Origin of the sequence: Rhodanobacter soli (genome assembly GCF_039523495.1) — a bacterium.
In the GTDB taxonomy this organism is placed as follows: domain Bacteria; phylum Pseudomonadota; class Gammaproteobacteria; order Xanthomonadales; family Rhodanobacteraceae; genus Rhodanobacter; species Rhodanobacter soli.
On record NZ_BAAAFK010000001.1, the window covers coordinates 97,828 to 121,676 of the forward strand.

The 23,849-nt window shown below is 66.7% G+C and carries 26 protein-coding genes; 16 read left to right on the forward strand and 10 right to left on the reverse strand.

Annotation, left to right across the window (positions count from 1 at the left end; genetic code table 11):
• The first annotated feature begins 62 nt into the window (after nt 1-62).
• Entirely contained in the window at nt 63-272 is a 210-nt protein-coding gene (locus ABD024_RS00435; RefSeq protein WP_007809889.1) for a cold-shock protein, read from the forward strand.
• 104 nt (nt 273-376) lie between these two features.
• Here ABD024_RS00435 and ABD024_RS00440 read toward each other — a convergent pair whose 3' ends face one another.
• Nucleotides 377-2,419 carry a M3 family metallopeptidase gene (locus ABD024_RS00440; protein ID WP_343848572.1) on the reverse strand — a complete coding sequence of 681 codons (2,043 nt, stop codon included), beginning with the start codon at nt 2,417-2,419 and terminating at the stop codon, nt 377-379.
• Nucleotides 2,420-2,513: 94 nt separating this feature from the next.
• On the opposite strand from ABD024_RS00440, the gene ABD024_RS00445 reads away from it, so the two are divergent.
• Nucleotides 2,514-3,047: a gamma carbonic anhydrase family protein gene (locus ABD024_RS00445; protein WP_343848574.1), complete on the forward strand. Its 534-nt coding sequence runs from the start codon at nt 2,514-2,516 to the stop codon at nt 3,045-3,047.
• Nucleotides 3,048-3,054: 7 nt separating this feature from the next.
• On the opposite strand, the gene ABD024_RS00450 is transcribed toward ABD024_RS00445, so the two are convergent.
• The 3 genes from ABD024_RS00450 to aroE form a co-directional block, all read right to left on the reverse strand.
• On the reverse strand, nt 3,055-3,606 hold the full coding sequence (locus tag ABD024_RS00450) for an energy transducer TonB (RefSeq protein WP_343848576.1): 552 nt from the start codon (nt 3,604-3,606) through the stop codon (nt 3,055-3,057).
• 112 nt (nt 3,607-3,718) lie between these two features.
• Nucleotides 3,719-3,985: a YkgJ family cysteine cluster protein gene (locus ABD024_RS00455; protein ID WP_343848578.1), complete on the reverse strand. Its 267-nt coding sequence runs from the start codon at nt 3,983-3,985 to the stop codon at nt 3,719-3,721.
• Entirely contained in the window at nt 3,982-4,812 is an 831-nt protein-coding gene (aroE, locus tag ABD024_RS00460; RefSeq protein ID WP_343848580.1) for a shikimate dehydrogenase, read from the reverse strand. The genes ABD024_RS00455 and aroE overlap by 4 nt, the downstream gene beginning before the upstream one ends.
• A 108-nt stretch (nt 4,813-4,920) precedes the next feature.
• Between aroE and ABD024_RS00465 the strand changes: the two genes are divergently transcribed.
• Nucleotides 4,921-5,178: a hypothetical protein gene (locus ABD024_RS00465; protein ID WP_343848582.1), complete on the forward strand. Its 258-nt coding sequence runs from the start codon at nt 4,921-4,923 to the stop codon at nt 5,176-5,178.
• 27 nt (nt 5,179-5,205) lie between these two features.
• Here ABD024_RS00465 and ABD024_RS00470 read toward each other — a convergent pair whose 3' ends face one another.
• The gene (locus ABD024_RS00470) at nt 5,206-6,693 is read right to left on the reverse strand and encodes a RimK family protein (RefSeq protein ID WP_343848584.1); all 1,488 of its coding nucleotides are present in this window, start codon (nt 6,691-6,693) and stop codon (nt 5,206-5,208) included.
• A 240-nt stretch (nt 6,694-6,933) separates the two neighbouring features.
• On the opposite strand from ABD024_RS00470, the gene ABD024_RS00475 reads away from it, so the two are divergent.
• Entirely contained in the window at nt 6,934-7,422 is a 489-nt protein-coding gene (locus tag ABD024_RS00475; protein WP_343848586.1) for a GNAT family N-acetyltransferase, read from the forward strand.
• Nucleotides 7,423-7,563: 141 nt separating this feature from the next.
• On the opposite strand, the gene ABD024_RS00480 is transcribed toward ABD024_RS00475, so the two are convergent.
• On the reverse strand, nt 7,564-8,253 hold the full coding sequence (locus ABD024_RS00480; RefSeq protein WP_343848588.1) for a hypothetical protein: 690 nt from the start codon (nt 8,251-8,253) through the stop codon (nt 7,564-7,566).
• Nucleotides 8,254-8,364: 111 nt separating this feature from the next.
• Between ABD024_RS00480 and lptM the strand changes: the two genes are divergently transcribed.
• The 9 genes from lptM (at nt 8,365) to ABD024_RS00525 (ending at nt 15,873) form a co-directional block, all read left to right on the forward strand.
• Nucleotides 8,365-8,541 carry an LPS translocon maturation chaperone LptM gene (gene lptM, locus ABD024_RS00485; RefSeq protein ID WP_343848590.1) on the forward strand — a complete coding sequence of 59 codons (177 nt, stop codon included), beginning with the start codon at nt 8,365-8,367 and terminating at the stop codon, nt 8,539-8,541.
• Nucleotides 8,542-8,549: 8 nt separating this feature from the next.
• A complete protein-coding gene (gene dapF, locus ABD024_RS00490) occupies nt 8,550-9,398 on the forward strand; it encodes a diaminopimelate epimerase (RefSeq protein WP_343848592.1) in 849 nt (282 codons plus the stop codon).
• A gap of 92 nt (nt 9,399-9,490) precedes the next feature.
• On the forward strand, nt 9,491-10,183 hold the full coding sequence (locus tag ABD024_RS00495) for a DUF484 family protein (protein WP_343848594.1): 693 nt from the start codon (nt 9,491-9,493) through the stop codon (nt 10,181-10,183).
• Nucleotides 10,184-10,190: 7 nt separating this feature from the next.
• Entirely contained in the window at nt 10,191-11,093 is a 903-nt protein-coding gene (locus tag ABD024_RS00500; RefSeq protein WP_343848596.1) for a tyrosine recombinase XerC, read from the forward strand.
• Nucleotides 11,094-11,207: 114 nt separating this feature from the next.
• Nucleotides 11,208-11,744, forward strand: coding sequence for an ATP-dependent protease subunit HslV (hslV, locus tag ABD024_RS00505; protein WP_343848598.1), 537 nt, complete (start codon nt 11,208-11,210; stop codon nt 11,742-11,744).
• A gap of 106 nt (nt 11,745-11,850) precedes the next feature.
• A complete protein-coding gene (gene hslU, locus ABD024_RS00510) occupies nt 11,851-13,194 on the forward strand; it encodes an ATP-dependent protease ATPase subunit HslU (RefSeq protein WP_343848600.1) in 1,344 nt (447 codons plus the stop codon).
• Between the two features lie 36 nt (nt 13,195-13,230).
• Complete coding sequence (locus tag ABD024_RS00515; protein WP_343848602.1) at nt 13,231-13,851, forward strand: hypothetical protein; 621 nt, start codon at nt 13,231-13,233, stop codon at nt 13,849-13,851.
• A 137-nt stretch (nt 13,852-13,988) separates the two neighbouring features.
• On the forward strand, nt 13,989-14,885 hold the full coding sequence (gene rbsK, locus ABD024_RS00520) for a ribokinase (protein WP_343848604.1): 897 nt from the start codon (nt 13,989-13,991) through the stop codon (nt 14,883-14,885).
• Between the two features lie 76 nt (nt 14,886-14,961).
• Entirely contained in the window at nt 14,962-15,873 is a 912-nt protein-coding gene (locus ABD024_RS00525; protein WP_343848606.1) for a hypothetical protein, read from the forward strand.
• Between the two features lie 137 nt (nt 15,874-16,010).
• On the opposite strand, the gene mnmE is transcribed toward ABD024_RS00525, so the two are convergent.
• From mnmE to rpmH, 4 genes are all read right to left on the reverse strand, one after another.
• Nucleotides 16,011-17,357, reverse strand: a complete 1,347-nt coding sequence (gene mnmE, locus ABD024_RS00530; protein WP_343848608.1) for a tRNA uridine-5-carboxymethylaminomethyl(34) synthesis GTPase MnmE — start codon at nt 17,355-17,357, stop codon at nt 16,011-16,013.
• A 77-nt stretch (nt 17,358-17,434) separates the two neighbouring features.
• Nucleotides 17,435-19,168 (reverse strand): membrane protein insertase YidC, encoded by a 1,734-nt coding sequence (yidC, locus tag ABD024_RS00535; protein WP_343848610.1) that lies wholly within the window; start codon nt 19,166-19,168, stop codon nt 17,435-17,437.
• Between the two features lie 64 nt (nt 19,169-19,232).
• On the reverse strand, nt 19,233-19,637 hold the full coding sequence (gene rnpA / locus ABD024_RS00540) for a ribonuclease P protein component (protein WP_343848612.1): 405 nt from the start codon (nt 19,635-19,637) through the stop codon (nt 19,233-19,235).
• Between the two features lie 29 nt (nt 19,638-19,666).
• Nucleotides 19,667-19,801 carry a 50S ribosomal protein L34 gene (gene rpmH, locus ABD024_RS00545; RefSeq protein WP_008211413.1) on the reverse strand — a complete coding sequence of 45 codons (135 nt, stop codon included), beginning with the start codon at nt 19,799-19,801 and terminating at the stop codon, nt 19,667-19,669.
• A gap of 193 nt (nt 19,802-19,994) precedes the next feature.
• Between rpmH and dnaA the strand changes: the two genes are divergently transcribed.
• The 3 genes from dnaA to recF all read left to right on the forward strand — a co-directional run bounded on the left by dnaA (nt 19,995) and on the right by recF (nt 23,845).
• Nucleotides 19,995-21,323 carry a chromosomal replication initiator protein DnaA gene (dnaA, locus tag ABD024_RS00550; protein ID WP_343848615.1) on the forward strand — a complete coding sequence of 443 codons (1,329 nt, stop codon included), beginning with the start codon at nt 19,995-19,997 and terminating at the stop codon, nt 21,321-21,323.
• A gap of 245 nt (nt 21,324-21,568) precedes the next feature.
• Nucleotides 21,569-22,669, forward strand: a complete 1,101-nt coding sequence (gene dnaN, locus ABD024_RS00555) for a DNA polymerase III subunit beta (RefSeq protein WP_343848617.1) — start codon at nt 21,569-21,571, stop codon at nt 22,667-22,669.
• A gap of 96 nt (nt 22,670-22,765) precedes the next feature.
• A complete protein-coding gene (gene recF, locus ABD024_RS00560; RefSeq protein ID WP_343848619.1) occupies nt 22,766-23,845 on the forward strand; it encodes a DNA replication/repair protein RecF in 1,080 nt (359 codons plus the stop codon).
• Nucleotides 23,846-23,849: the final 4 nt, after the last annotated feature.

The window sequence follows — 23,849 nt, forward strand, 5'->3', positions numbered from 1 at the left end:
ATTGCGGTCAAGTGCACTTCGCTCCGAGCCGCAAATCATCCATGCTTCAAAGGTAATGTTACATGTCGGATCGTCAGAGCGGTACAGTCAAGTGGTTCAACGACGCCAAAGGTTTTGGCTTCATCACCCCGGAAAGCGGTGACGACCTGTTCGTGCATTTCCGCGCGATCCAGGGCACGGGCTTCAAGTCCCTGCAGGAAGGCCAGCGCGTCACGTTCGTCGTCACCAAGGGCCAGAAAGGCCTGCAGGCTGAGGAAGTCCAGGTTGCCTGAGTCCTTCGGGATTTAAGCGAATCTGAAAAGCCCGCTTCGGCGGGCTTTTTTTCGCCTGGCGTTTGGTGGTGCCCGGGCTCGGGCACCACCCCAACCTGCCGCGATCAGGCCAGCCCGTGGCTGCGCAGCAGCGCCTCCGGCTCCGGCTTGCGCCCGCGGAAGGCGACAAAGCTTTCCAGCGCCGGGCGGCTGGCGCCGACTGCGAGGAACTCGCGACGGAAGCGTTCGCCGGTGGCGCGATCGATCACGCCATGCTCCTCGAACTCACCGAACGCGTCGGCGCTGAGCAGCTCGGCCCACAGATAACTGTAGTAACCGGCCGCGTAACCACCGGCGAAGATGTGGCTGAAGCCGTGCGGGAAGCGCTGCCACGCCGGCGGATGCATGACCGCCACTTGCTTGCGCACCTGTTCCAGCACCGCCAGCGGGCGGGCGCCTTGCGCCGGGTCGTACTCCAGGTGCAGCAGAAAATCGAACAGCGCGAATTCCAGTTGGCGCACCAGGAACAGGCCGGCGTGGAAATGCCGCGCGGCCAGCATGCATTCGAACAACTCGTCCGGCAGCCGCTCGCCGGTCTGCCAATGCCGGGCGAACAGGTCCAGCGCCTCGCGGTTCCAGCCGAAGTTCTCCATGAACTGGCTGGGCAGTTCCACCGCATCCCACTCGACGCCGTCGATGCCGCCAATGGAGGGCAACGCGATCTCGGTGAGCAGGTGGTGCAGGCCGTGGCCGAACTCGTGGAACAGGGTCAGCACGTCGTCGTGGGTGAGCAGGGCCGGCTTGCCGTCGGTGGGCGGCGCGAAATTGCAGGTGAGGAAGGCCACCGGCAGCTGCCGTTGCGCATCGTCGTCGAAGCGGGCGCGGCAGACGTCCATCCACGCGCCACCGCGCTTGCCGTTGCGCGCGTACAGGTCGACGTAGGCCCCGGCGAACACGCGGCCGTCGGCGTCGCGCACGTCGTAGTAGCGCACCTGCGGATGCCACACGTCGACGCCGTCGCGCGGGGCGAGGGTGATGCCGTACAGCTGCGTGGTGAGGCCGAACAAGCCGTCGATCACCGCCGGCAGCGGGAAATACAGTTTCAGCTGTTCCTCGTCCAGCGCGTATTCGCGCTGGCGCAGTTTCTCCGCGGCGTAGCCGACGTCCCATGGCTCGAGGTTGTCCAGCTTCAGCTCGGTGCTGGCAAACTCGCGCAGCCCGGCCAGTTCGCGCTGCGCCACCGGCTTCGCGCGTGCAGCCAGGTCGTGCAGGAATTCCATCACCTCGGTCGGCGAGGCGGCCATCTTGGTCGCCAGCGATTCCTCCGCCGCATTGGCGAAGCCGAGCAACTGCGCCGCCTCGTGGCGCAGCGCCATGATCCGCTCGATGCGCGCACTGTTGTCGAACTTGCCCGCGTTCGGGCCCTGGTCGGAGGCACGCGTCTGGTACGCCCAGTACACCCGCTCGCGCAGGCCACGGTTGTCGGCATAGGTCAGCACCGCCTGCACGCTGGGCTGCTTCAGGGTGACCAGATAGCCGTCCAGTTGCTGGTCTTCGGCGTACTGGCGCAGCACCGCGCGGCCGGATTCGGGGAGGCCGGCGAGATCGCGTTCGTCGGTGATGTGCTGGTGCCACGCTTCGCTGGCGTCGAGCACCGCATTGGAAAATTCGGTGGAGAGTTTCGACAGTTCCACCCCGATCTCGCGGAAGCGCGAACGCGCCGGCTCGTCCAGCGCCACGCCGGACAACTTGAAATCGCGCAGCGCATGTTCGACCAGCGCGCGCTCGGGGCGCGGCAGCGTGGCAAAGTCCGGCGCATCGGCCAGCGCCTGCACCGCGGCGTACAGGTCGCGGTTCTGGCCCAGCTCGATCGCGTGCTCGGTAAGCTTCTCCTCGGCCGGTCCGTATACCGCGCGCAAGGCCTCGCTGTCGGCCACCGAATGCAGGTGCGACACCGGCGCCCAGGCCCGCGCCAGGCGCTGCTCCAGCCGCTCCTGGGTCAGCATCACGTGGCCGAAGTCGCGCGGTGCGCCGGGTGCGATCAATGCGTCGATGCCGGCACGGTAGTCGGCCAGGATCGCGTCGATCGCCGGGGTGACGTGCTCAGGAAGGATCTGCGAGAACGCCGGCAGGGTGTCGTCGGCCAGCAGCGGGTTGTCGTGACTCATGAACGCTCCTTTTCAGGCCATCAGCGTGGCGACCGCGCCAGGCGAAATCAAGCATGACGATGTGACGACCCGGCCGCGCCGCTAGAATGTCCGGATGAATCCCCTGCGCAGCTTCAAGGACATCGTGCCCACCCTCGGCCAGCGCGTCTACGTCGACCCCGCCGCCAGCGTGATCGGCGACGTGGTGCTGGGCGACGACGTCTCGATCTGGCCGGGCGCAGTGCTGCGCGGCGACGTCAACCACATCCGCGTCGGCGCGAGAACCAGCATCCAGGACGGCAGCATCGTGCATGTCGCCCACGCCGGCCCGTACGGTCCGGGCTTCCCGTGCCTGATCGGCGAGGGTGTCACCATCGGCCACGCCGCCGTGGTGCACGCCTGCACGATCGGCGACTACTGCCTGATCGGCATGCACGCCAGCGTGCTGGACGGTGCGGTGGTGCACAAGTACGGCTTCGTCGGCGCCGGCGCGCTGATCCCGCCGGGCAAGGTGGTCGGCGAGCGCGAGCTGTGGCTGGGCAACCCGGCGAAGTTCGTGCGCCTGCTCAGCGACCGCCAGATCGAGCACCTGCACTACTCCGCCGACCACTACGTGCGCCTGAAAGACGAGTACCTGGCGTCCGCCTGAGGCGAAGTCACATCGCCGCCCCGCGCGCGGCTGTCGCCTGGCGGATGCGTTCGGCCTCGGCCTCGTGCTGCCGCATCACGATGTTGCGCGCGGCGGAGAGCTTGCCGCCGAGCAAGGCCAGCGTGAAGTTGTCGCGGTCGAATTCGCGCAGCAGGTCGATCTCGCGTCGCGCCTCCTCCAGCTCCCGGCGGTTGATGGTGTACTCGATCTCGTCCGCAGCGCGCGGGAAGGATTCGCGCAGAGCCTCGCTGGCAGTCTTGTTGCCCGGCTCCAGTTGCAGCACGCTCAAGTAAAACTCGAACGCGTTGCTGCCGGCCGGCGCCAGCAGGCGGCCGTCACGCATCGCATCGCGAGCCAGCCCGAGCAGGATGCCGCTGCCGCTTTGCGCATCATCGGCCGGCGCATCCGCCGATCCGGCGGACGATGTCGCGGCATCGTTCGGCGCGGCGTTCGCGATCGCCCGGCTGTACCAGAAAATGCCGCCGGCCGCGGCCAGCAACGACAAGCAGAGCAGGGCGAGCGCGTACCGATGCGATACGGCGGAAAGGAAACGGGGCATGACACCTGCTGCGCAAACGATGGCCGCGCGCTGGAGTCTCCGTCATCGACGTACTCCCGGCGGATTCCGCCACGTTAGCGAGGCGGTGTTTCAGTCGTGTGGCGGCACGGCTTCAACGCGTCGCCGTGGCCGCTTCCAGCCGCGCCAGCCAGGCCAGCGCATGGGTGCGGTCCGTGCCGCACATCGCCGGCTCGGCGCGCAGGCTGGCGCACACGGCGGGACGCTCGGGGCGGCCAAAGATCGCGCAACGGTTGTCGTCGGTGAGCTGCACGCAGCGGGCGCCGGCCGGCTTGCCATCGGGCATGCCGGGGATCGGCGAGCTGATCGACGGCGCGATGCAGCAGGCACCGCAGCCGACGCGGCAAGCCAGTGCGTTCAAGCGGACTGCCGGCGCAACAGCTGGTACACCGGCTCGGTGTCCGGCCGCTGGCCATGCCACAGCTCGAATGCATCGGCAGCGGTTTCCACCAGCATGCCGAGGCCGTCGAACGCGTAGCGCGCGCCCGCGGTTTTCGCCCAGCTCAGGAAGCCGCTGGCGGCGCCGCCGTAGGAAAGGTCGTAACACAGCGCGCGCGCGCCGACCAGCGAGGGCGGTAGCTGCAGCGACGCGCCCAGCACGCCGGCCGAGGTGGCGTTGATGATCATGTCGTAGCTGCCGATGTCGGCCAGGTCGGACCAGTAGCGGGTGCGCGCGCGCGCCGGTTCGCCGATCGCGTCGGCCAGCGCATCGGCGGTCTCGGCGGTGCGGCTGACGATGGTCAGCGTCTCCACGCCGGCGTCCAGCAGGTTCCAGGCCACGCCATGCGCGGCACCGCCGGCGCCCAGCAGCAAGGCGGTGTGGCCGCGCAAGTCCACGTCGTGACGCTCGGTGAGGTCGCGCACCAGGCCGTCGCCATCGGTGTTGTGCGCGGCCAGCCGGCCGTCGGCCAGCGGCGTCAGCACGTTCGCGCTGCCGGCGCGGGTGGCCGCCGTGCTGCGCTGCACGGCCAGCGCATAGGCGGCGGCCTTGTGCGGCAAGGTGACATTCGCGCCACGACCACCGGCGGCGAAGAAGCGCTGCACGGCCGCGGCAAACTCGGCCGGCGCCGCGTCGATCGCGCGGTACTCCAGCTCGATGCCGAACTGCCGTGCGAAGGCCTGATGGATCTGCGGCGACAGCGAGTGGCTGATCGGGTGGCCGAACACGGCGAACTTGGCGGCTGGCATGGGGATTCCCTGATGGTTGGCTGGCTTCATTCTACAAGCCGTCATGACGTCGCAATCGGTGAGATGGGAGCACGGCAACCTGCGGTCACTTTCCCGAGGAGACCGCCCATGCGCACGCCCGCCTTGTCTTCCCCCCACCATCAACGCCTGCTCGGCGCCGCCGTATTGTGGTTGCTTGGCGGCGGCGCGTTGCTGCTGAGCACGCTGGTGCCGGCGCAGACCGACCTGCTCGGCTGGACGCCGGCGTTCTGGCTGGTCGGTGCGCCGCTGATCGTGCTGCTGGCGCTGGAACCCTCGCTGCCGCGGCAGTTGCTGGCGCTGTGCCGGCCGCGCCGGCGCATGGTTCGCGGCGTGGCCTGGCATTAACCCCTGACGCGCAGGGGATGGCGCCAGTCAGTGGGCGGTGCCGCCCTGCCGCTTGCGCTCCATCCGGCGCAGGAACTCCTGCATGATGCGCAGGTACAACTCGTCGCCGAGGTGGGCGTCCTCGACGCCGGCGTCGATCGACGGGTTGTCGTTGACCTCGATCACCACCGGCTTGTTGCCGACCCGTTTCAGGTCGACCCCGTACAGGCCGTCGCCGATCGGATGCGTCGCCTTCAACGCCAGCTTGACCACCTCGGCCGGCGCATCCTTCACCGCGATGGTCTCGAAGCCGCCGGATTTCGCGGTGCCCTTGGCGCCGTGGTTGTAGATCTGCCAGTGGCCGCGCGACATGTAGTACTTGCACGCGTACAGCGGCTCGCGGTTGAGCACGCCGATGCGCCAGTCGAATTCGGTATAGACGTATTCCTGCGCCAGCAGCAGTGCGCTGTGCTGGAACAGGCCGCTGGCCGCCTGCGCCAGTGCCTCTTCGTCTTCCACCTTGACCACGCCGCGCGAGAACGAGCCGTCCGGAATCTTCAGCACCAGCGGGAAACCGAGCTTGGCGACGACTTCCTTCATGCCCTTGCTGTCGTCGCGGTAGAGGATCTCGGTACGCGGCACCGCCAGCTTGCGCGAGACCATAAGGTCGTTGAGGTAGATCTTGTTGGTGCAGCGCAGGATCGAGCTGGGGTCGTCGATCACCACCATGCCTTCCTTCTCCGCGCGATGGGCGAAGCGGTAGGTGTGATTGTCCGAGGCGGTGGTCTCGCGGATGAACAGGCCGTCGTACTCGGCCAGGCGCTGGTAGTCGTTCTTGCCGATCGGGTCGACCTCGATGCCGAGCTCCTTGCCGGCAGCGACGAAGGATTTCAGCGCCTTCCTGTTGGACGGCGGCATCTGTTCCTTCGGGTCGACCAGCATCGCCACGTCGTAGCGGAACTGGCGCCGCGCGCGCGGCTTGCGCCACAGCTTGCGCGAGAAGCGGTCGAGCTCCTCGGCGAACGCGTCCTCCTGCGCGTCGTCCAGCGTGTGCAGGCCGACCGGTTTGATCGAGCTGACCTGCCACACGCGCTCGCGCTCGAACTCGATCCGCAGCAGCGGGCAGGGAAAGGTCTCGAACACCTGCCGCGCCAGATCCTGCAACGCCGGATAGGCGGTCTCGCCGAAGTAGACCAGAATGCCGAAGTCGGTAGTGTCGCGGCCGCCGGCCGGCAGGAAGTGGGTCAGCTTCTGGTTGAGGTCGTCGATGTCCACGCCGTACAGCGAGCGCCGGCGCAGGTCGTTCACCGTGCGCACCGACGGCATCACCTTGTGCCCGCGTGCCTCGGCCAGCAGCGACACGTAGTAGCCGGCCCCGAGGTACTTGTAGCTGCGGCACAGGTTGATCACGTGGGTGCGTTCGTCGTCGCCGCCGACCGGTTTGCGCAGGTAGTCCATCGCGCTCATCACGTCGACGGACGGGTAGTACGAACTCCAGTCGGAGGCTTTTTCGACAACGATGACCAGACGGGTCATGGCACCACTCGGGCAATACGGCGATGGCGGGGTTGCCCCTGCGCGGGGCGCGGCAGGATGTGCAAAACGCGCAGTTTGGCACAGCGCCGGCGTGGCACAAGGGAAAGCGCTGAAGCGCGAATAAACGGACCCGGCGCGCACCGACACGCGGAAACCACCCGCGCACGCGCTGTCGACTGCTAAAGTCTGCGTGTGCCGACCACCTTTCCCCTGCCGTCATACGAGCATGCCCGCCGCGTCGTGGCGGAATCCGCCGACCTGCCGCCAGCTCACGCCAGCCTGCTGCGCGTGCGCCGCGCCGCTTCGTCCGACCTGGACGACCTGGTCGCACTGGAGCAGCGCAGCTTCAACAGCGACCGGTTGAGCCGCGCGCAATACCGCCGCCACCTGGACAGCGATTCGGCCCTGGTGCTGGTGGCCAGCGCCAACCACCGCCACTTCCTCGGCAACGCCGTGCTGTTCTTCCGCAAGGGCAGCGGCTCGGCACGGCTGTACTCGCTGGCGACCCAGCCCGAGGCCCGCGGTCAGGGCGTCGGCGCGGCCCTGCTGGAAGCGGCCGCCGCAGCCGCCCATCGCCGCGGCAGTCACGCGCTGCGGCTGGAAGTGCGCACAGACAACGCCGCCGCGATCAGCCTGTACGAACGCCACGGCTTCCGCCGCATCGGCCGCTACGCGCAGTACTACCAGGATGGCACCGACGCGTGGCGCTACGAGAAAGCGCTTGGCTGACGGCCCGCCACGGCTGCTCCCACCGCTACCGGAAAATCCCGTGTCTGCAGATGCGCCCGAACTGCGGCGGCGGCTTCAGCCCGCGACGCCGCGCGAGCGCATCCTCCGGCCCGGCGGCTGCGCCCGCGCGGCGTAGTGCGCTCAGCCACCCAGCGGCTGCCCGATGCGCCGCTCGGTCGCCTCGTCCGGCCGCGCCACCAGCGCGCCGGTGCGCATCAGGCTGATGCTGTAGTGGCCCTGGTCGACCAGCGGCAGGAACGCACCGCTGCCGTAGACGGTGTCGATTTCCGGCAGCCAGCGCGGGTATTGTTTTTTCAAGTTGAGCAGGTCGAACGCGCCGGCTTCGCCGAAGCCGATCACCGTGCGCGGCGCTTCGGCTTCCTGTGCCGGATCGTCGTAGCGGCCGGACAGGCGGTCGAGCCGGTACAGCGGCGGCACGCCGGCCAGCAGGACAGGCAGCTTCCACTTCAGCACGATCGCCTCGATGCGCCAGTCGTCGCCGGCCAGCTGCACCTGGCGCGTGCGCCCGTCGGGCCAGGTGAGGGTGAGTGCCCAGCGCTGCGGCGACAGGATGCGCGCGTCGATCTCGACCACCGGCGCCTCCTCGCCAAGCAGCCGGTAGCCACGCAGCGCGTAGCCGGTGCCGGCCAGCAACAGGGTCAGCGCGAAGCAGGCCAGGCACAGCAGCGCGCGCCCGCTGGCGGCGAACCGGCGGCCGTCGTGCAGGCGCTGGCGCAAGGCCACCAGCTGCACCAGGGTGATCAAAGCAAATACCGCCGCCAGTACCAGCAGCACGGTCATCGGCATGCGCAGCAGTGCGCTCCAGTCCATCGTCGTTCCCTCATCGCCCCGTCGTGCGATTCATCCGCGCATCATAGCGGCGATGCCGCGGCCGATCCGCCGCGCCTCGCTATACTGCGACCGTCTTCAGGAATTCCGACCATGCGCCGATCCCTCTTGCTGCTGCCGTTCTGTCTCGCCCTCGCTACGCTTGCCGGCTGCGGCAACAAGGGTCCGCTGGTGCTGCCGACCCATCCCGCCTCGACATCGACCACCGCGAAACCGGCCGCGCCCGCGCTGCCGGCCAGCGTCGATAACCCGCCTACCGACCAGTACTGATTCCGCCCATGCAGCTGCGCTTCTCGAAAATGCACGGCATCGGCAACGACTTCGTCGTGCTGGATTGCCGGCAGCGCGCGTTTCCATTGGACGCGGCACAGATCCGCGCGCTGGCCGACCGCCACACCGGCGTGGGCTTCGACCAGTTGCTCAGCATCGAGCCGGCGCGCAACCCGGGCTGCGCGTTCTACTACGGCATCTGGAACGCCGACGGTTCGCCATCCGGCCAGTGCGGCAACGGCGTGCGCTGCGTGGCGGCGTGGCTGCACCGCGCCGGCGCGCTGGCGCTGGGTGACAGCGTGATGATCGAGAGCCCGTCCGGCCCGGTGACGGTACGCCTGCTCGACGCACATGAGGTCACCGTGGACATGGGCGAGCCAGTCTTCGAACCGGCGCGGATCCCGTTCGCGGCCGACGTCGCGGCCGATCGTTACGCGATCGTCGTGGCCGACGAACGGCTGGACATCGGCGCGGTGTCGATGGGCAACCCGCACGCGGTGGTGGCGGTCGACGACCTGGCCGACCCCGCGTTGCAACGGCTCGGCCCGCTGCTGACGAACCACCCACGCTTCGCGCAGGGCGCCAACGCCGGCTTCGTGCAGCGGCTCGATCGCGGCCAGCTGCGCCTGCGCGTGCACGAACGCGGCGCCGGCTGGACCCGGGCCTGCGGCACCGGTGCCTGCGCCGCGATGGCGGTGCTGCACCAGCGCGGCGACGTCGACGATTCGGTGGCCGTCGAGCTGCCCGGCGGCACGTTGCGGATCGACTGGGCCGGCCCCGGCCGCACGCTGTGGATGACCGGTCCGGCCGCGTTCGCGTTCGAGGGCGAATGGCCGGTTCCGGCCACCAGCGCCTGACGCGGCGGTTGAAGCGCGCCCGCGTCCATCGCACACTCCAGCCGGACGGCGCGCATCTTTCGCGCCCCGCAACGGTTCGAGGACATTCACGCATGACCGCCACCCTGCTCGACGACGCCACCCAGGCCCGCGTGGTCGCCGCCTACCTGAAGCGCCACCCGGAATTCCTCAGCGAATACCCCGAGCTGGCCGCCCGACTGACCATGCCGCCGCGCGAGCAGGGCGGCGCGGTGTCGTCACTGGCGGTGTACCAGCTGCAGAGCCTGCGCGACAAGAACGCGGAGCTCGAACGCCAGCTGGCCGAGTTGATCGCGATCGCCGCCGAGAACGAGAAGCTGATGGAACGCGTGCACGGGCTCACCGTGGCACTGCTGCGCGCGAACACGATGGAGGTGACCGCGCGCACGGTGATCGCCAAGCTCAGCGCGGATTTCCACACCGAGCAGGTGCGCCTGCTGCTGTTCGGCGACGAGCCGCAGCTGCCGCGCGCGGACTGGCTGCAGCAGATTCCCGGTGGCGCCGAGGCGTTGCCGGAGTTCGCCGAATTCCTGCGCAAGGGCGAGCCGGTCTCCGGCCGCCTGTCCACCGAGAAACTCGCCCGCCTGTTCGGCGACGCCGCCGCGCAGATCCACTCGGTCGCGCTGATGCGGCTGGGCGACTGCGGCATCCTGGCGATCGGCAGCACCAACCCAGACCGCTTCCAGCCCGGCATGGGCACGCTGTTCCTGAAGATGATCGCCGCCACCATCACCGCCGCGCTGGCCCGCTCGCGGGATATTTCCTGAGCCGGCGATGACGCCCGAACAACAGGTCGAGCAATGGCTCGCCCGCCTCGCCGACGAGCGGCACGCCTCGCCGCACACGGTCGCCGGCTACCGCCGCGACCTGGCCAAGCTGCTGCACTTCATGCGGGAACAGCAGCTGGCCTCGTTCGAGGCGCTGGACGCGAACCGGATGCGCACGTTCGTGGCCGGCGAGCATCGCGGCAAGACCGGCAAGGATGGGCTGGCGCCGAAAAGCCTGCAACGCCTGCTGTCGTCCTGCCGCAGCCTGTTCCGCCAGCTCAATCGCGAAGGCCAGCTGACCAGTGATCCGCTGCTCGGCGTGCGCGGCCCCAAGGTACGCCGCAAGCTGCCGCAGGTGCTCGATGTCGACGAGGCCGCCGCGCTGGTGGAGACCGACAGCGGTGGCAAGCTGGCGCTACGCGACCGCGCGATGCTGGAGCTGTTCTATTCCAGCGGCCTGCGCCTGTCCGAACTGTGCGGCCTGCGCTGGCTCGACCTCAACCTCGACGAGGGCGAAGTGCGCGTGCTCGGCAAGGGCAGCAAGACCCGCATCGTGCCAGTCGGCCGCCATGCCATCGCCGCACTGCGCGCGCTGGGCGCGGAGGAGGGCACGCTGGCGGACAGTCCGATCTTCCGCGGCCGCGGCGGTGCGCCGATCAATCCGCGCACGATCCAACTGCGCATGAAGACGCTGGCGCTGCAGCAAGGCATTCCGAAACACATCCATCCGCACCTGTTGCGGCATACCTTCGCCAGCCACATGCTGGAATCCTCCGGCGACCTGCGCGCCGTGCAGGAACTGCTCGGCCACGCCGACATCGCCACCACCCAGATCTACACCCACCTGGATTTCCAGCACCTGGCCAAGGTCTACGATGCCGCGCATCCGCGGGCGAAGCGCAAGCCATAGACGGCTGTACTCCCTCCCCTGCCTGCAGGGAAGGGGCCGGGTTTACCCCCGACATTGAAGCGATACCCCCACGACCCCATCTCATCCGCTCAGACATCTTCTTGCGGAGCTCCCATGGAATCCTTCCACGCCACCACCATCGTCTGCGTGCGCCGCGAAGGCCGCGTCGTGATCGGCAGCGACGGCCAGGTCACGCTGGGCAACACGGTGATGAAGGGCAACGCCCGCAAGGTGCGCCGGCTGGGCAAGGCGGGCGACGTGGTGGCCGGCTTCGCCGGTGCCACCGCCGACGCGTTCACCCTGTTCGAGCTGTTCGAGCAGAAGCTTGAAAAGCACAACAGCAACCTCACTCGCGCCGCGGTGGAAATGGCCAAGGAATGGCGCACCGACCGCCGCTTCGGCCGGCTCGAGGCGATGCTCGCCGTGGCGGACAAGGAGGCCTCGCTGCTGATCTCCGGCAACGGCGACGTGGTGGAACCCGAACACGGCCTGATCGCGATCGGCTCCGGCGGCCCGTTCGCGCAGTCCGCCGCGATGGCCCTGCTCGAAAACACCGACCTGGACGCGCGCACCATCGTCGAGAAGGCGCTGAAGATCGCCGGCGACATCTGCATCTACACCAACCACAACGTGTCGATCGAAGAGCTGTGATTCGGGAGGGGGGATTCGGGATTCGCAAAAACCCGCCCCCACTCCCATGCGCCACCCGCTGATCTTCCGAATACCGAATCTCGTCTCCCGAATCCCGGCGAAGCCCATGTCCGAACTCACTCCCCGCGAAATCGTCAACGAACTCGACCGCTACATCATCGGCCAGCACGACGCCAAGCGTGCCGTGGCGGTGGCGCTGCGCAGCCGCTGGCGGCGCATGCAGCTGCCGGCCGAGATGCGCAACGAGATCACGCCGAAGAACATCCTGATGATCGGACCCACCGGCGTCGGCAAGACCGAGATCGCGCGGCGGCTGGCCACGCTGGCGAATGCGCCGTTCGTGAAGGTCGAGGCGACCAAGTTCACTGAGGTGGGCTATGTCGGCAAGGATGTCGAATCGATCATCCGCGATCTGGCCGATGGTGCCTACAAGCTGACCCGCGAGCAGGCGATCAAGCGCGTGCGTTCACAGGCCGAGGATCGCGCCGAAGACCGCATCCTGGACGCACTGCTGCCGCGCCGGCAGGCCCCGCCGACTGACTGGAGCCACGACGCACCGGCCGCTCCTGCAATCGACAGCGACACCCGCCAGAAGCTGCGCAAGCAACTGCGTGAGGGGGCGCTGGACGAGCGCGAAATCGAGCTGGATTTCGTCATGAACGTGGGCGTGGAGATCATGTCGCCGCCGGGCATGGAGGAGATGGGCGCGCAGCTGCGCCAGATGTTCCAGAACCTGGGCGGGGCCAAGACACAGAACCGCAAGCTGGCGATCAAGCTGGCGCGCCCGCTGCTGATCGACGAAGAGGCCGGCAAGCTGCTCAACGACGAGGAAATCCGCGCCCAGGCGATGGAAGCTGCCGAGCAGAACGGCATCGTCTTCATCGACGAGATCGACAAGGTCGCCCAGCGCGGCGACCACGGCCACGCCGGGGTCAGCCGCGAAGGCGTGCAGCGCGACCTGCTGCCGCTGGTGGAGGGCTCCACCGTGTCGACCAAGTACGGGCCGATCAAGACCGACCACATGCTGTTCATCGCCTCCGGCGCGTTCTCGCTGGCCAAGCCGTCCGACCTGATCCCCGAGTTGCAGGGTCGGTTGCCGATCCGAGTCGAACTGTCCGCACTCAGCGTGGACGACTTCAAGCGGATCCTGCGCGAGCCGCAGAACGCGTTGACCAAACAGTACGTGGCGCTGCTCGGCACCGAAGGCGTCAGCATCGAGTTCACCGACTCCGGCGTCGACCGGCTGGCCGAGGTGGCGTTCCAGGTGAACGAGCGCACCGAGAACATCGGCGCCCGTCGGCTGCACACCGTGATGGAGCGCCTGCTGGAAAAGATTTCCTTCGAGGCGGCGGACAAGTCCGGCGAAAAATACCTTATCGACGCCGAACATGTAGACAAAAACCTTGGAAGCCTGGCCCGGAACGAGGATCTCAGCCGCTACATCCTCTGAACAAGCCGGTTACCCCCATCTGCTAAAATAGGCGCCGTGAGCAACATTATTGAACTGAAAAACACCGGCCAGCGCGCCCAGTTGCGCGAGGCGCAGCAGAAGCAGACGCTGGTGCGGTTGTGGCGCGAGGAGCTTGAACACGGCAGCTTCTGCGGCTACGTGGGCGGCGTGGGACGCGAATTCTTCCTGCTCTGGGTGGTCGGCGACGGCGTCACCTACGACGGCATGTACGTGATGCGCCATCGCGACGTCAGCGAGCTGGAGGCACCCGACAAGCACCATGTGTTCTTCGAGAAGGCACTGGCACTGAAGCACATCCTGCCGCGCATGCCGCGCGGCTTCCCGCTGGACAATATCCGCGAGGTCATCCAGGCCGCCGGGGCGCAGGCCGCGGTGATCGGCGTGCACGTGGACAGCGAGGACGAGTCCGAGGTCTGCTACATCGGCCGCCTGATCGACGTCGAGGAAGACGGCTTCAACATGCAGGAACTGAGCCCCGACGCGGAGTGGATGCGCGAGCCCTCGTTCTTCGCCTGGGACGAAGTCTCCACCGTCAGCATCGAGGACAGCTACGCGCAGTCCCTGCTCGCCGTGGCCGGCCCCGCGCCGGCCCTGCTGCCCGGCGACACCGGCTTCGGTCGCGCTCCCTCCCCCTGAGCCTGCTCCTCCCTGCAACGCAGGGAGACCAGAGGATCGCGACCGCCGTCCGGTGCCTGCGGTTCCAGCGCCGTCGCGTCAGCGGTTAAGCTCTCACGTTCATCGTGAAGCCAGCGCGCCACGGCAGGGGACAATAGATGACACGCATAGTCGTCGTCGGCAGCATCAACATGGATCTGGTTACCCAGGCACCGCGTTTTGTCGGCCCCGGCGAGACCATCCTGGGCGAACGTTTCCTCACCGTGCCCGGCGGCAAAGGTGCCAACCAGGCCGTGGCCGCGGCGCGGCTCGGCGCCGAAGTGGCGCTGGTCGGCGCCATCGGTGACGACGCGTTGGGTCGGCAACTGCGCGAGGGCCTGGCGACCGAAAAGGTCGACCTCAGCCACGTCGTGCAACTCGCCGGCAGCGCCAGCGGCACCGCGTCGATCACCGTCGCCGGCGGCGAGAACCAGATCATCGTGGTCCCCGCCGCCAACGCACGCGTCACCCCGGCGCAAGTCGAAGGCGCGCAGTCACTGATCGCCCGCGCCGACGCCGTGCTGGTGCAGATGGAAATCCCGCTGGAAACCGTCGAAGCCACCCTGCGCCTGGGCCACCGCCTCGGCGTGCCGGTGCTCCTCAACCCCGCCCCCGCGCAGAAGCTGCCAATCGACTGGCTGCGATTCGCCCGCTACGTCACTCCGAACCAGCACGAACTGGCGATCCTGCTGGGCGCCGATCCGACAGAGGATTTCCGCACATTGATGCAACGCGCGCCCTGTCCCATCGTACTCACCCGCGGCGGCGACGGCGCCTGGTACCGCGAACAGGGCGACCCGATCCACCGGAGCGGTTTCAACGTCGCCGTGGTCGACAGCACCGGCGCCGGCGACACTTTCAACGCCGCGCTGGCCGTGTTCCTGGCCGAAGGCCTGCCCAGCGCCGTACGCAAGGCTTGCGCCGCCGCCGCGCTGTCGGTGACGAAGCTCGGCGCGCAGGGCGGGATGCCCACCTTGCATGAAGTGACATTTTTCCTGGCGCAGCAGAAGGGCTGATACTTGTCGATGTAAAAGCCTTTTGGCGCGCACCGACAAACTGTCTGTTCCAGCGGACTTGTAAGGGGACGGTACGATGAAATACGCCTACTGGCGCGCTCTCATTATTTCCCTGGCAATGTTTCTCATGCCGTGCAGGGATGTCGCGGCCGCAACGCCGGAGGCAGCACCGACCCCTTCAGGCACGGCTGCACCAACTCGAGCCGAACTGAATGCATCCTGGGCACAGGTGCTGAACGAAAACATCCCCGGCGCCCAGCGGCAACAGGCATTGTCCAGGATCGAGCAAGAGGCTCAAACGGGTGACCAACACGACTTGTACTTGCTCGGCTCGCTTTATCACATGGGCCAGCATGCACACGGCTCACTCGTGCAGCGCGATTTCGTCAAAGCCAGCCTCTATCTGGGAAACGCCGCCACGCGAGGTAGCGTTCTGGCGATGGCCAAGATGGCCGAGATCAAGCTGGCTATGCGTCAGTATCGGGAAGCGATGAATTGGGCGCAAATATACGGTCACTACGAACGGCTGCTGCCGAAGAGCGAGCATCCGCACGACGGCTATGCAGCGGAACTGGTGCAACGCATCGCCGACAAGCTTGGACGATCTGCCATGCCCGGGATCATGAGCGACGTGAACAGCTTCATTGCCTTGAACGACGCAAAAATCCGAGCCGGCACTGACAGCAAGTTCGCGACCGAGAAGTTGGCTCCAGCCCCAAAATCAAAGGCTTTCTTGCCTCCGAACGGCCGCTTCGCACCACGCGCGGGGTTTGCCGACTGCCTGCTGGCGTTCAATGCAGACGGGTCGCTCGCCGATGTGTGGCTGCTGGACGCGGTTCCCGATCCGGAGTTGGGCGTGGCCTTGCGCAGATACGCCCGGGAAATGACCGTTCGCCCCACAGCTGCGGATGCCGGATCGGCTTTGCGCTACGCCTGGATGCCGATCATGTACGACGATGGAAGATATCGCGCCGCGGTCGTCCATTGAGTCGGCCAATGTCGCGCCGCGGAGCCAGGAACAAGAGCTTCCCCGGCCCTTGAGGACGGGCACTATCCATCGATCAAGGAAAGTACCTGGTGTCTTTGCCGGGTACTGATGCATGTAAGAAAAGTTACCGCTTTTCCCTACTTGCCGATGCAAAACGAACCGAAGATTGCGCCGAGCAGATCGTCGCTGGAATAGCTGCCGGTGATTTCGCCCAGCGCATGCTGGGCCTGGCGCAGTTCCTCGGCAGCGAGCTCGCCGGCACGACTCGTGGCAAGGACGGCGGCAGTGCGATCGAGATGCGTGCCGACTTGCTGCAAGGCCAGCACGTGACGACGGCGCGCGCTGAAGGCACCTTCGCCGCTGCCGGCACCGGCCAGCCGCTTGAGGTGCTCGCGCAAGGTGTCGAGGCCGGCGCCGGTTTTTGCGGAAGCCCACAGCCAGTGCATGCCTTCGCATTGGCTGTGGCGCGGCGGTAGTTGGTCCACGTCGATCTTGTTGATCATCACCACGCGCTCGACGCCGGCGGGCAGGGCATCGAAGAGCGCCAGGTCGGCGGGGTAGTCGGCAGTCGTGGTGACCAGCAGGGCGACATCGGCACGTTGCAGTTCGCCGTGGGCGCGGCGCACGCCTTCGCGTTCGACTTCGTCGTCGGTGTCGCGCAGGCCGGCAGTATCGGCCAGTTCCAGCGCGATGCCATCGAGGCTGAGCGATTCGCGCAACACGTCGCGGGTGGTGCCGGCAACCGGCGTGACGATGGCGCGCTCGCTGCCGGCCAGCGCGTTGAGCAGGCTGGACTTGCCGGCGTTGGGGCGGCCCACGATGGCCACCTTGAGGCCATCGTTCAAACGCAGGCCTCGTTGTGCCTCGCGAAGCAGTTCGGCCAGTTCGACACGCAGGCTTTCGAGTTGTGCCGCGATCGCCGGGTCGGCGAGGAAATCGATTTCCTCTTCCGGAAAGTCGATCGCCGCTTCGATATGCACGCGCAGCGCGATCAGCGCCTGCAGCAGCGCCTCGACCTTGCGCGAGAACACGCCTTCCATCGACTGCAACGCGGCGCGCGCGCCGGCCTGCGAGCGCGCCGCGATCAGGTCGGCAACGGCTTCGGCCTGGGCCAGGTCGAGCTTGCCGTTCAAGAACGCGCGCTCGGTGAATTCGCCGGGCCGCGCCAGGCGGGCGCCGAGTTCGCAGCAGCGGCGCAGCAGCCCGTCGAGCAGCACGGCGCTGCCGTGGCCTTGCAGTTCCAGCACGTGTTCGCCGGTGTACGAGGCGGGGGCGGGAAAGTGCAACAGCAGGCCGCGATCGATCAGCACGCCGGCGGCGTCACGGAACGCGGCGAAGTGGGCGTACCGAGGTTGCGGCATGCGGCCGAGCAAGGCTTGCGCGATCGCCGGCACCGCCGGCCCGGACACGCGCAGCACACCCACGCCGGCGGCACCGGGCGCACTGGCGATGGCGGCGATGGTGTCGCTGGAGTGCTCGGTCATGATGCGGTGACTCTAAATGAAGTCAGCCGCGATGGTTGCCCGCTCGCGGCTGACGACATGAACGCGGCAGGTCGGGCTCAGGCCGGCTTGACCACGTCCTCGCGATCGACGTGATGGGTGATCCACCATTGCTGGCCCAGGCCCACGATGCCGTTGACCGCGTAGTACAGGCACAGGCCGGCCGGGAAGAACGCGAACATCACGGTGAACAGCAGCGGCATCACCTTCATCATCTTCGCCTGGGTCGGGTCCATGCCCGCGGCGACCGGGTTCAACCACTGCGTGCCCAGCATCACGATCGCGTAGATGACCGGCAGGATGTAGAACGGATCGGGCGCGCTGAGGTCGGGGATCCACAGGAACGGTGCGTGACGCAGCTCCAGGCTGTACTCGAGCACGAAGAACAGGCCGTAGAACACCGGCATGGTGATCAGTACCGGCAGGCAGCCACCCATCGGGTTGACCTTCTCCTTCTTGTACAGCTCCATGGTGGCCATCTGCATCTTCTGCTTGTCGTCGCCGTAACGCTCCTTCAACGCCTGGATGCGCGGCGCGAGCTTGCGCATCTTCGCGCTGGAGCGGTACTGCACCGCCGTCAGCTTCCAGCTCAGACCCTTGATCAACAGCACCAGCAGGATGATCGCCACGCCCCAGTTCTTGGACACTGCGTGGAACTGCGACAGCACCCAGTGCATCGGCACCGCGATGATCTTGAACATGCCGTAGTCGATGGTCAGGTCCAGTCCCGGCGCGATCGTGTCCAGCGTGCCCTGCAGGTTCGGGCCCACGTACAAGCGCGACTGGCTGGTGAGGCTTTGCCCCGGCGCGACGCTCAGGGCGGGGCCGACCGTGCGGATCAGGTAGCGCGGATGCGCACTGTCCGGGTTGATCGTCTGGGTGACGTACTGCTCGGTCTGATCGGTCGGCGGGATCCACGCGGCGAAAAAGTACAGCTTCAGCATTGCCGCCCAGCCGCCCTTGATCGGGGCGTTGAGCAGGTCCTTCGGTTCGGCGAAATCCTTGAACGACAGCTTCTCGAACTTCTCGCCGGTGTACCAGGCGGCACCCTGGAAACTGCGCGTTTCCGGGTCGGTGTAGTTCTTCAGCCAGTTGCTGGCCTTCGGCGGCTCGGCGCGCAGCAGTTGCTGATAGGCATTGCCCTGCCATGGCGTGGCAGCGCCGTTGTCGATGCGCTGGCTCACGCCGATCACATAGCTGCCGCGCTTGAAGCTGTAGGTCTTGGTGACCTTGAGGCCGGCGGCGTCCTGCCAGGTGAGGTCGACCTTCAGCTCGTCCTGGCCGGGGGCCAGTGCGTAGGCGGTCTTCTCGCTGTGGAACAGTGCCAGGTGGTTCGGCTGGTCGGTCGGCGCGCTGTTGCTGCTGCTGACCAGACCGTTCTGGGCCACGAAGTAGTGCGCGTCGTCGTTGGCCAGCAGCACGGTCGGCGGCGGGTTCGGTGCCTTGTGCGTGCGCGGCGCCTGCGGGTAGGCCAGCAGGTCGGCGTGCACCAGGCTGCCGCCGCGGGTGTCCACGCTCAGCTTCAGCACGTCGGTGTCGATGGTGATCAGCTGCGCCGAGGTCGGCGCGGCAGGTCCAGCGGTGGTGGTAGTCGGCGGCGTGGCGGTATCCGGCGCCGAGGCCACCGGGATTGCACCAGGCACGCTGGCGTCAGCCGTCGGGGTGGCCGCACTTGCTGCGCTGGCCACCGCGGCCTGTGGCGGTGGCGGCGCGTAATCCTTCTCCCAGGCCAGGAACAGGAAGTAAGCCACGGCCAGCAGGGCGAACATGAGGAAGGTGCGCGTTTGATTCATCGCGTAGCAGATCCGGGTAACGCCACGACACTTGTCAACGCCGCGGAGACAGGAAGGAAAAAGGTCAACGCTCGATTGTGCTGGTGTCGTCGGCGGGCTTCAATGGCCCCGACGTCGCAGCATGGCTGGCCAGCAGTTTTTTCCACAGGCCGTCGAGTTCGGCCAGCAGTTGCGGCCCAGGTACGCCGGCAGCCTGTTCGCGTGCCATCACCATCATGTCGACCGCCGGCAGCTGGTGGCGCACGCGCCGGAACGACTCGCGCAGCAACCGCTTGATCCGGTTACGCTCGACCGCACGCTTGGAGACGCGCTTGGAAATCGCCAGGCCAAGCCGGGCATGGCCCAGGTCGTTGTCGCGATAGCGCATATGAAAACAGCGGCCGCCTGCGCGTCCGCTGCTTGTCCGCAAGGCGGCGAAGTCACCCGGCCGACGTAACCGCGCTTGGCGCGGCAGCCCGGCGGTGGACATGACGCTCGTCCCCAATACTTGATCGGTACTTACGGGATCAGGCGCTTGCGGCCCTTGGCGCGACGGGCGTTGAGAATCTTGCGACCGTCGGCGGTGGCCATACGGGCACGGAAACCGTGCGTGCGAGCGCGCTTGAGCTTGCTGGGCTGGAAGGTCCGCTTCATGGCTTACTCCGAAGGGAATGTGGATAAAAAGGTCAGAAAGTATGTGGGGTATTCGTCGCCGCTGTCAAATGACGCCGGAAGGCGCCCTGTGGATACCCATGTGGATATCTTGGCCGCGAGGGTATGGAGGAGGCTGCTAGACTAACCCATCACCCCCGCGCGCAAGCGCTTTGAGCTGTGGTCGATTTTATTCATGAGTGATCTGTGGCGGCGCTGCCTTGAGCGCCTCGAAGGCGATTTGAGCGCCGAAGACCTGCATACCTGGCTGATGCCGCTGCAGGCGCGCGACGATGCCAACGGCCTGCAGCTGTTCGCGCCGAACTCCTACACCCTGGACACCGTGCGCGGGCGCTATCTGGAACAGATCGAGGCGGTCCTGCTGCAGCTTGGCGGCAAGCCCTGCCCGGTGCGGCTGGAAGTCGGCTCCAGTGCGGTCCGCTCGACCCCGCCCGCCAAACCGGCGGCGGCACCCCGGACCGCCGCCGCGCCGGCGCCCGCGTTCAACCACAACCTGGACCCGCATTACACCTTCGAGACCTTCGTCGAAGGCAAGTCGAACCAGCTCGGCAAGGCCGCTGCGATGCAGGTGGCAACGAACCCGGGCCGGGCCTACAACCCGCTGCTGCTGTACGGCGGCACCGGCTTGGGCAAGACCCACCTCATGCACGCTGCCGGCAACCTGATGCGCGAGCGCAATCCGGACTTCAAGGTGATGTACCTGCGTTCGGAGCAGTTCGTCGGCTCGATGATCGAGGCTTTGCGCGCCAAGAGCATGGATGAGTTCAAGCGGCGCTTCCGCTCGGTCGACGCGCTGCTCATCGACGACATCCAGTTCTTTGCGGGCAAGGACACCACGCAGGAAGAATTCTTTCATACGTTCAATGCGTTGTTCGAATCCAAGCAGCAGATCATCCTGACCTGCGACCGCTATCCGAAGGAAGTAGACAAGCTCGAGCCGCGGTTGAAATCGCGCTTGGGCTGGGGTCTCTCGGTGGCGATCGAGCCGCCGGATTTCGAGACCCGGGCGGCGATCCTGCTGGCCAAGGCACACGAGAAGGGCGTGGCGGTCGACGAGAACGTGGCGATGCTGCTGGCCAAGCGGATCCGTTCCAACGTGCGTGACCTCGAGGGCGCGCTGAACACGCTGGCGGCGCGGGCGAACTTCTACGGCAAGCCGATCACCACCGACTTTGCCGAGGAGACTTTGCGCGACCTGTTGGCCACGCATGCGCAGGCGATCACCATTCCGAACATCCAGAAGATCACCGCCGAATACTTTAACGTGCGCCTGCAGGACCTACTGTCCAAGCGGCGCGTACGTTCGCTGGCACGGCCGCGGCAGATCGCGATGACCTTGTCCAAGGAACTGACCGAGCACAGCCTGCCGGAGATCGGCGAAGCCTTCGGCGGGCGCGACCACACCACGGTGATGCACGCCTGCAAGACGATCCGCAAATTTGTCGAGACCGACGCACGGATGCGCCAGGATTGGGAACAACTGATTCGCACCCTGACCGGCTGAGCGGCGACGCGCAAAAGTTTATGGATAAGCGGGGGTTCAAGCTGTGGATAATGGGTGGATGGATTCGCACCTGGAGTTATCCACAAATCGTCCACCGCCAGGCAGCCGCTTCAAGCACAACCATAAAATCTCCCAGACGATTGATTTCAAACAAAAATTTTAGTTATAAAAGTTACCCACAGCACCTACAACAACCACTAAACTTCTTTTAAAGATAGAACAGCAGGTATAGGGGAAGCACAGCCATGCAATTCAGCATCCAACGAGAAGCTCTGCTCAAGCCACTGCAGCAGGTGGTTGGTGTCGTTGAACGCCGCCAGACGCTGCCCGTGCTGGCCAACCTGCTGGTCAAGGTCGGCGACGGCAAACTGTCGCTGACCGGCACCGACCTCGAGGTGGAGATGGTGGCCACCACCGAGGCGGAAAAGCTGGCGGACGGCGAAATCACCATCCCTGCGCGCAAGCTGTTCGACATCGTGCGAGCCCTGCCCGACGGCGCACGAATCGACCTCAAGCTCAACGGCGATCGCGTGGCGCTGAACGCCGGGCGCAGCCGCTTCACCCTGACGACTTTGCCGGCCAGCGAATTTCCCACGGTCGACGAGATCGAACTGGTGGAAAAGGTCAGCCTGCCGGAAGAAGTGCTGCGCGACCTGATGGAACGCACCGCGTTCGCGATGGCGAACCAAGACGTGCGCTATTACCTCAACGGCATGCTGCTAGACCTGCAGGAACACACGCTGCGCTGCGTGGCTACCGACGGCCACCGCCTGGCCATGAAGGAAACCGAGTTGCTGAGCTCGGTCAGCACGCGTCGGCAGATCATCATTCCGCGCAAGGGCGTCAACGAACTGATCGGCCTGCTGGAAACCGGCGACGGGCAGGTCGAGCTGGAATTCGGTCGCAACCACCTGCGTGTGCGCCGTGGCGATGTGGTGTTCACTTCCAAGCTGATCGACGGTCGTTTCCCGGACTACGAGGCAGTGATCCCGCTCGGTGCCGATAAGACCGCCACGCTGGACCGCGAAGTGCTGCGTGGCGCCCTGCAGCGCGCTGCGATCCTGTCGAACGAAAAGTACCGTGGCGTGCGGCTGGAGCTGTCGCCGGGCAAGCTGCGCATCGTGGCGCACAACCCGGAGCAGGAGGAGGCGGTCGAGGAAGTCGAGGCCGACACCCACGTGTCCGATCTGGCGGTCGGTTTCAATGTGGGTTACCTGCTCGATGCGCTGGCCGCCCTGCGTGGTGACCAGGCCCGGCTCAGCCTGCGCGATGCCCAGTCCAGCTGCCTGGTGCAGGAACACGACAACGAGCATGCCCGCCACGTGATCATGCCGTTGCGGCTCTGACGGCCACCGCATGGTCTTCGCCATGTGCAGCAAGAACGGGCGACGCCGGGATTCCCATCAGGGACCCCGGCGTTCCTGTTTGTGGACGCGCCACGCATGAGGCTGGAACAGCTGCGCATGCGCGGACTGCGCTGCCTCACCGACGTCAGCGTGGCACTGGACCCCGCGATCAACGTCTTCGTGGGCGCCAACGGCGCCGGTAAGACCAGCGTGCTGGAGGCGGTGTTCCTGCTGTCGCATGCACGCTCGTTCCGCAGTGGCGCGAAAGAGGCGCTGTTGCAGCGGGGCACACCGCAGCTGTCGATCTTTGCCGAACTACGCCACGCCGACCAGCGGGTCTGCCGACTTGGTCTGGGTCGGGACGGAGTGCGCTGGGAAGCCAAAGTGGACGGCCAGAACGTGGCGATCGGGCAACTGGTGCGCGAATGCGCCGTGGTCTGCTTCGAGCCCGGTTCGCATGCACTGATCGCGGGTTCGGCCGAAGAGCGCCGTCGCTATCTGGACTGGGGCGTGTTCCACGTGGAACACGATTTCCTGTCCGGCTGGCGCCGTTATCAACGGGCGCTGAAACAGCGCAACAGCTTGCTGCGTTCCGCGTCGGCATCGACCGACGCATTGTTCGTGCCGTGGGAGACGGAACTGGCGCAGTCCGCCCGCCAGATCGACCTGCAGCGACGCGCCTATCTGGACCTGCTGCGTCCGAAGCTGCTGGCCAGCGTTGCCGGTTTGCTGCCGGAACTGGGCGCGCTCGACCTGCGCTACCGCCGCGGTTGGTCGGAAGAGCACGACCTGGCCCGGCAATTGCGCGAGCAGCGGGGCAGGGATCTGGCTCGCGGGCATACCACGCTGGGTGCGCATCGCGCCGACTGGTCGGTCGGGTTCGAACATGCCCCGTTGCGCGAGCATCTGTCGCGCGGCCAGGAAAAGCTCTCCGCCCTGGCCTGCATGCTGGCCCAGGCCGAGCTGTATGCCGAGCATCGCGGCGAATGGCCGATCGTGTGCCTGGATGATCTCGCCTCGGAGCTGGACCAGGCCCATCAGGCCGCTGTGGTGGCTCAGTTGATGGCGGCCCATGCCCAGATTCTGCTGACCGGCACGGAGCTGCCGGCGGCGTTGCAGGGGCTTCCGGCGCGCGTGTTCCACGTGGAACAAGGTGAGCTGGTGCGCCTGCTATAATCGA

Coding starts and splice junctions, on each gene's coding strand:
- rnpA (WP_343848612.1), bottom strand. CDS start 19,637: ATGTCCACCGCCGGGCTGCCGCGCCAAGCGCGGTTACGTCGGCCGGGT.
- mnmE (WP_343848608.1), bottom strand. CDS start 17,357: ATGACCGAGCACTCCAGCGACACCATCGCCGCCATCGCCAGTGCGCCC.
- ABD024_RS00480 (WP_343848588.1), bottom strand. CDS start 8,253: ATGGACTGGAGCGCACTGCTGCGCATGCCGATGACCGTGCTGCTGGTA.
- ABD024_RS00525 (WP_343848606.1), top strand. CDS start 14,962: ATGAAATACGCCTACTGGCGCGCTCTCATTATTTCCCTGGCAATGTTT.
- yidC (WP_343848610.1), bottom strand. CDS start 19,168: ATGAATCAAACGCGCACCTTCCTCATGTTCGCCCTGCTGGCCGTGGCT.
- hslV (WP_343848598.1), top strand. CDS start 11,208: ATGGAATCCTTCCACGCCACCACCATCGTCTGCGTGCGCCGCGAAGGC.
- aroE (WP_343848580.1), bottom strand. CDS start 4,812: ATGCCAGCCGCCAAGTTCGCCGTGTTCGGCCACCCGATCAGCCACTCG.
- ABD024_RS00450 (WP_343848576.1), bottom strand. CDS start 3,606: ATGCCCCGTTTCCTTTCCGCCGTATCGCATCGGTACGCGCTCGCCCTG.
- ABD024_RS00495 (WP_343848594.1), top strand. CDS start 9,491: ATGACCGCCACCCTGCTCGACGACGCCACCCAGGCCCGCGTGGTCGCC.
- rbsK (WP_343848604.1), top strand. CDS start 13,989: ATGACACGCATAGTCGTCGTCGGCAGCATCAACATGGATCTGGTTACC.
- dnaN (WP_343848617.1), top strand. CDS start 21,569: ATGCAATTCAGCATCCAACGAGAAGCTCTGCTCAAGCCACTGCAGCAG.
- ABD024_RS00445 (WP_343848574.1), top strand. CDS start 2,514: ATGAATCCCCTGCGCAGCTTCAAGGACATCGTGCCCACCCTCGGCCAG.
- dnaA (WP_343848615.1), top strand. CDS start 19,995: ATGAGTGATCTGTGGCGGCGCTGCCTTGAGCGCCTCGAAGGCGATTTG.
- lptM (WP_343848590.1), top strand. CDS start 8,365: ATGCGCCGATCCCTCTTGCTGCTGCCGTTCTGTCTCGCCCTCGCTACG.
- hslU (WP_343848600.1), top strand. CDS start 11,851: ATGTCCGAACTCACTCCCCGCGAAATCGTCAACGAACTCGACCGCTAC.
- ABD024_RS00500 (WP_343848596.1), top strand. CDS start 10,191: ATGACGCCCGAACAACAGGTCGAGCAATGGCTCGCCCGCCTCGCCGAC.
- ABD024_RS00435 (WP_007809889.1), top strand. CDS start 63: ATGTCGGATCGTCAGAGCGGTACAGTCAAGTGGTTCAACGACGCCAAA.
- ABD024_RS00470 (WP_343848584.1), bottom strand. CDS start 6,693: ATGACCCGTCTGGTCATCGTTGTCGAAAAAGCCTCCGACTGGAGTTCG.
- dapF (WP_343848592.1), top strand. CDS start 8,550: ATGCAGCTGCGCTTCTCGAAAATGCACGGCATCGGCAACGACTTCGTC.
- rpmH (WP_008211413.1), bottom strand. CDS start 19,801: ATGAAGCGGACCTTCCAGCCCAGCAAGCTCAAGCGCGCTCGCACGCAC.
- ABD024_RS00440 (WP_343848572.1), bottom strand. CDS start 2,419: ATGAGTCACGACAACCCGCTGCTGGCCGACGACACCCTGCCGGCGTTC.
- ABD024_RS00465 (WP_343848582.1), top strand. CDS start 4,921: ATGCGCACGCCCGCCTTGTCTTCCCCCCACCATCAACGCCTGCTCGGC.
- recF (WP_343848619.1), top strand. CDS start 22,766: ATGAGGCTGGAACAGCTGCGCATGCGCGGACTGCGCTGCCTCACCGAC.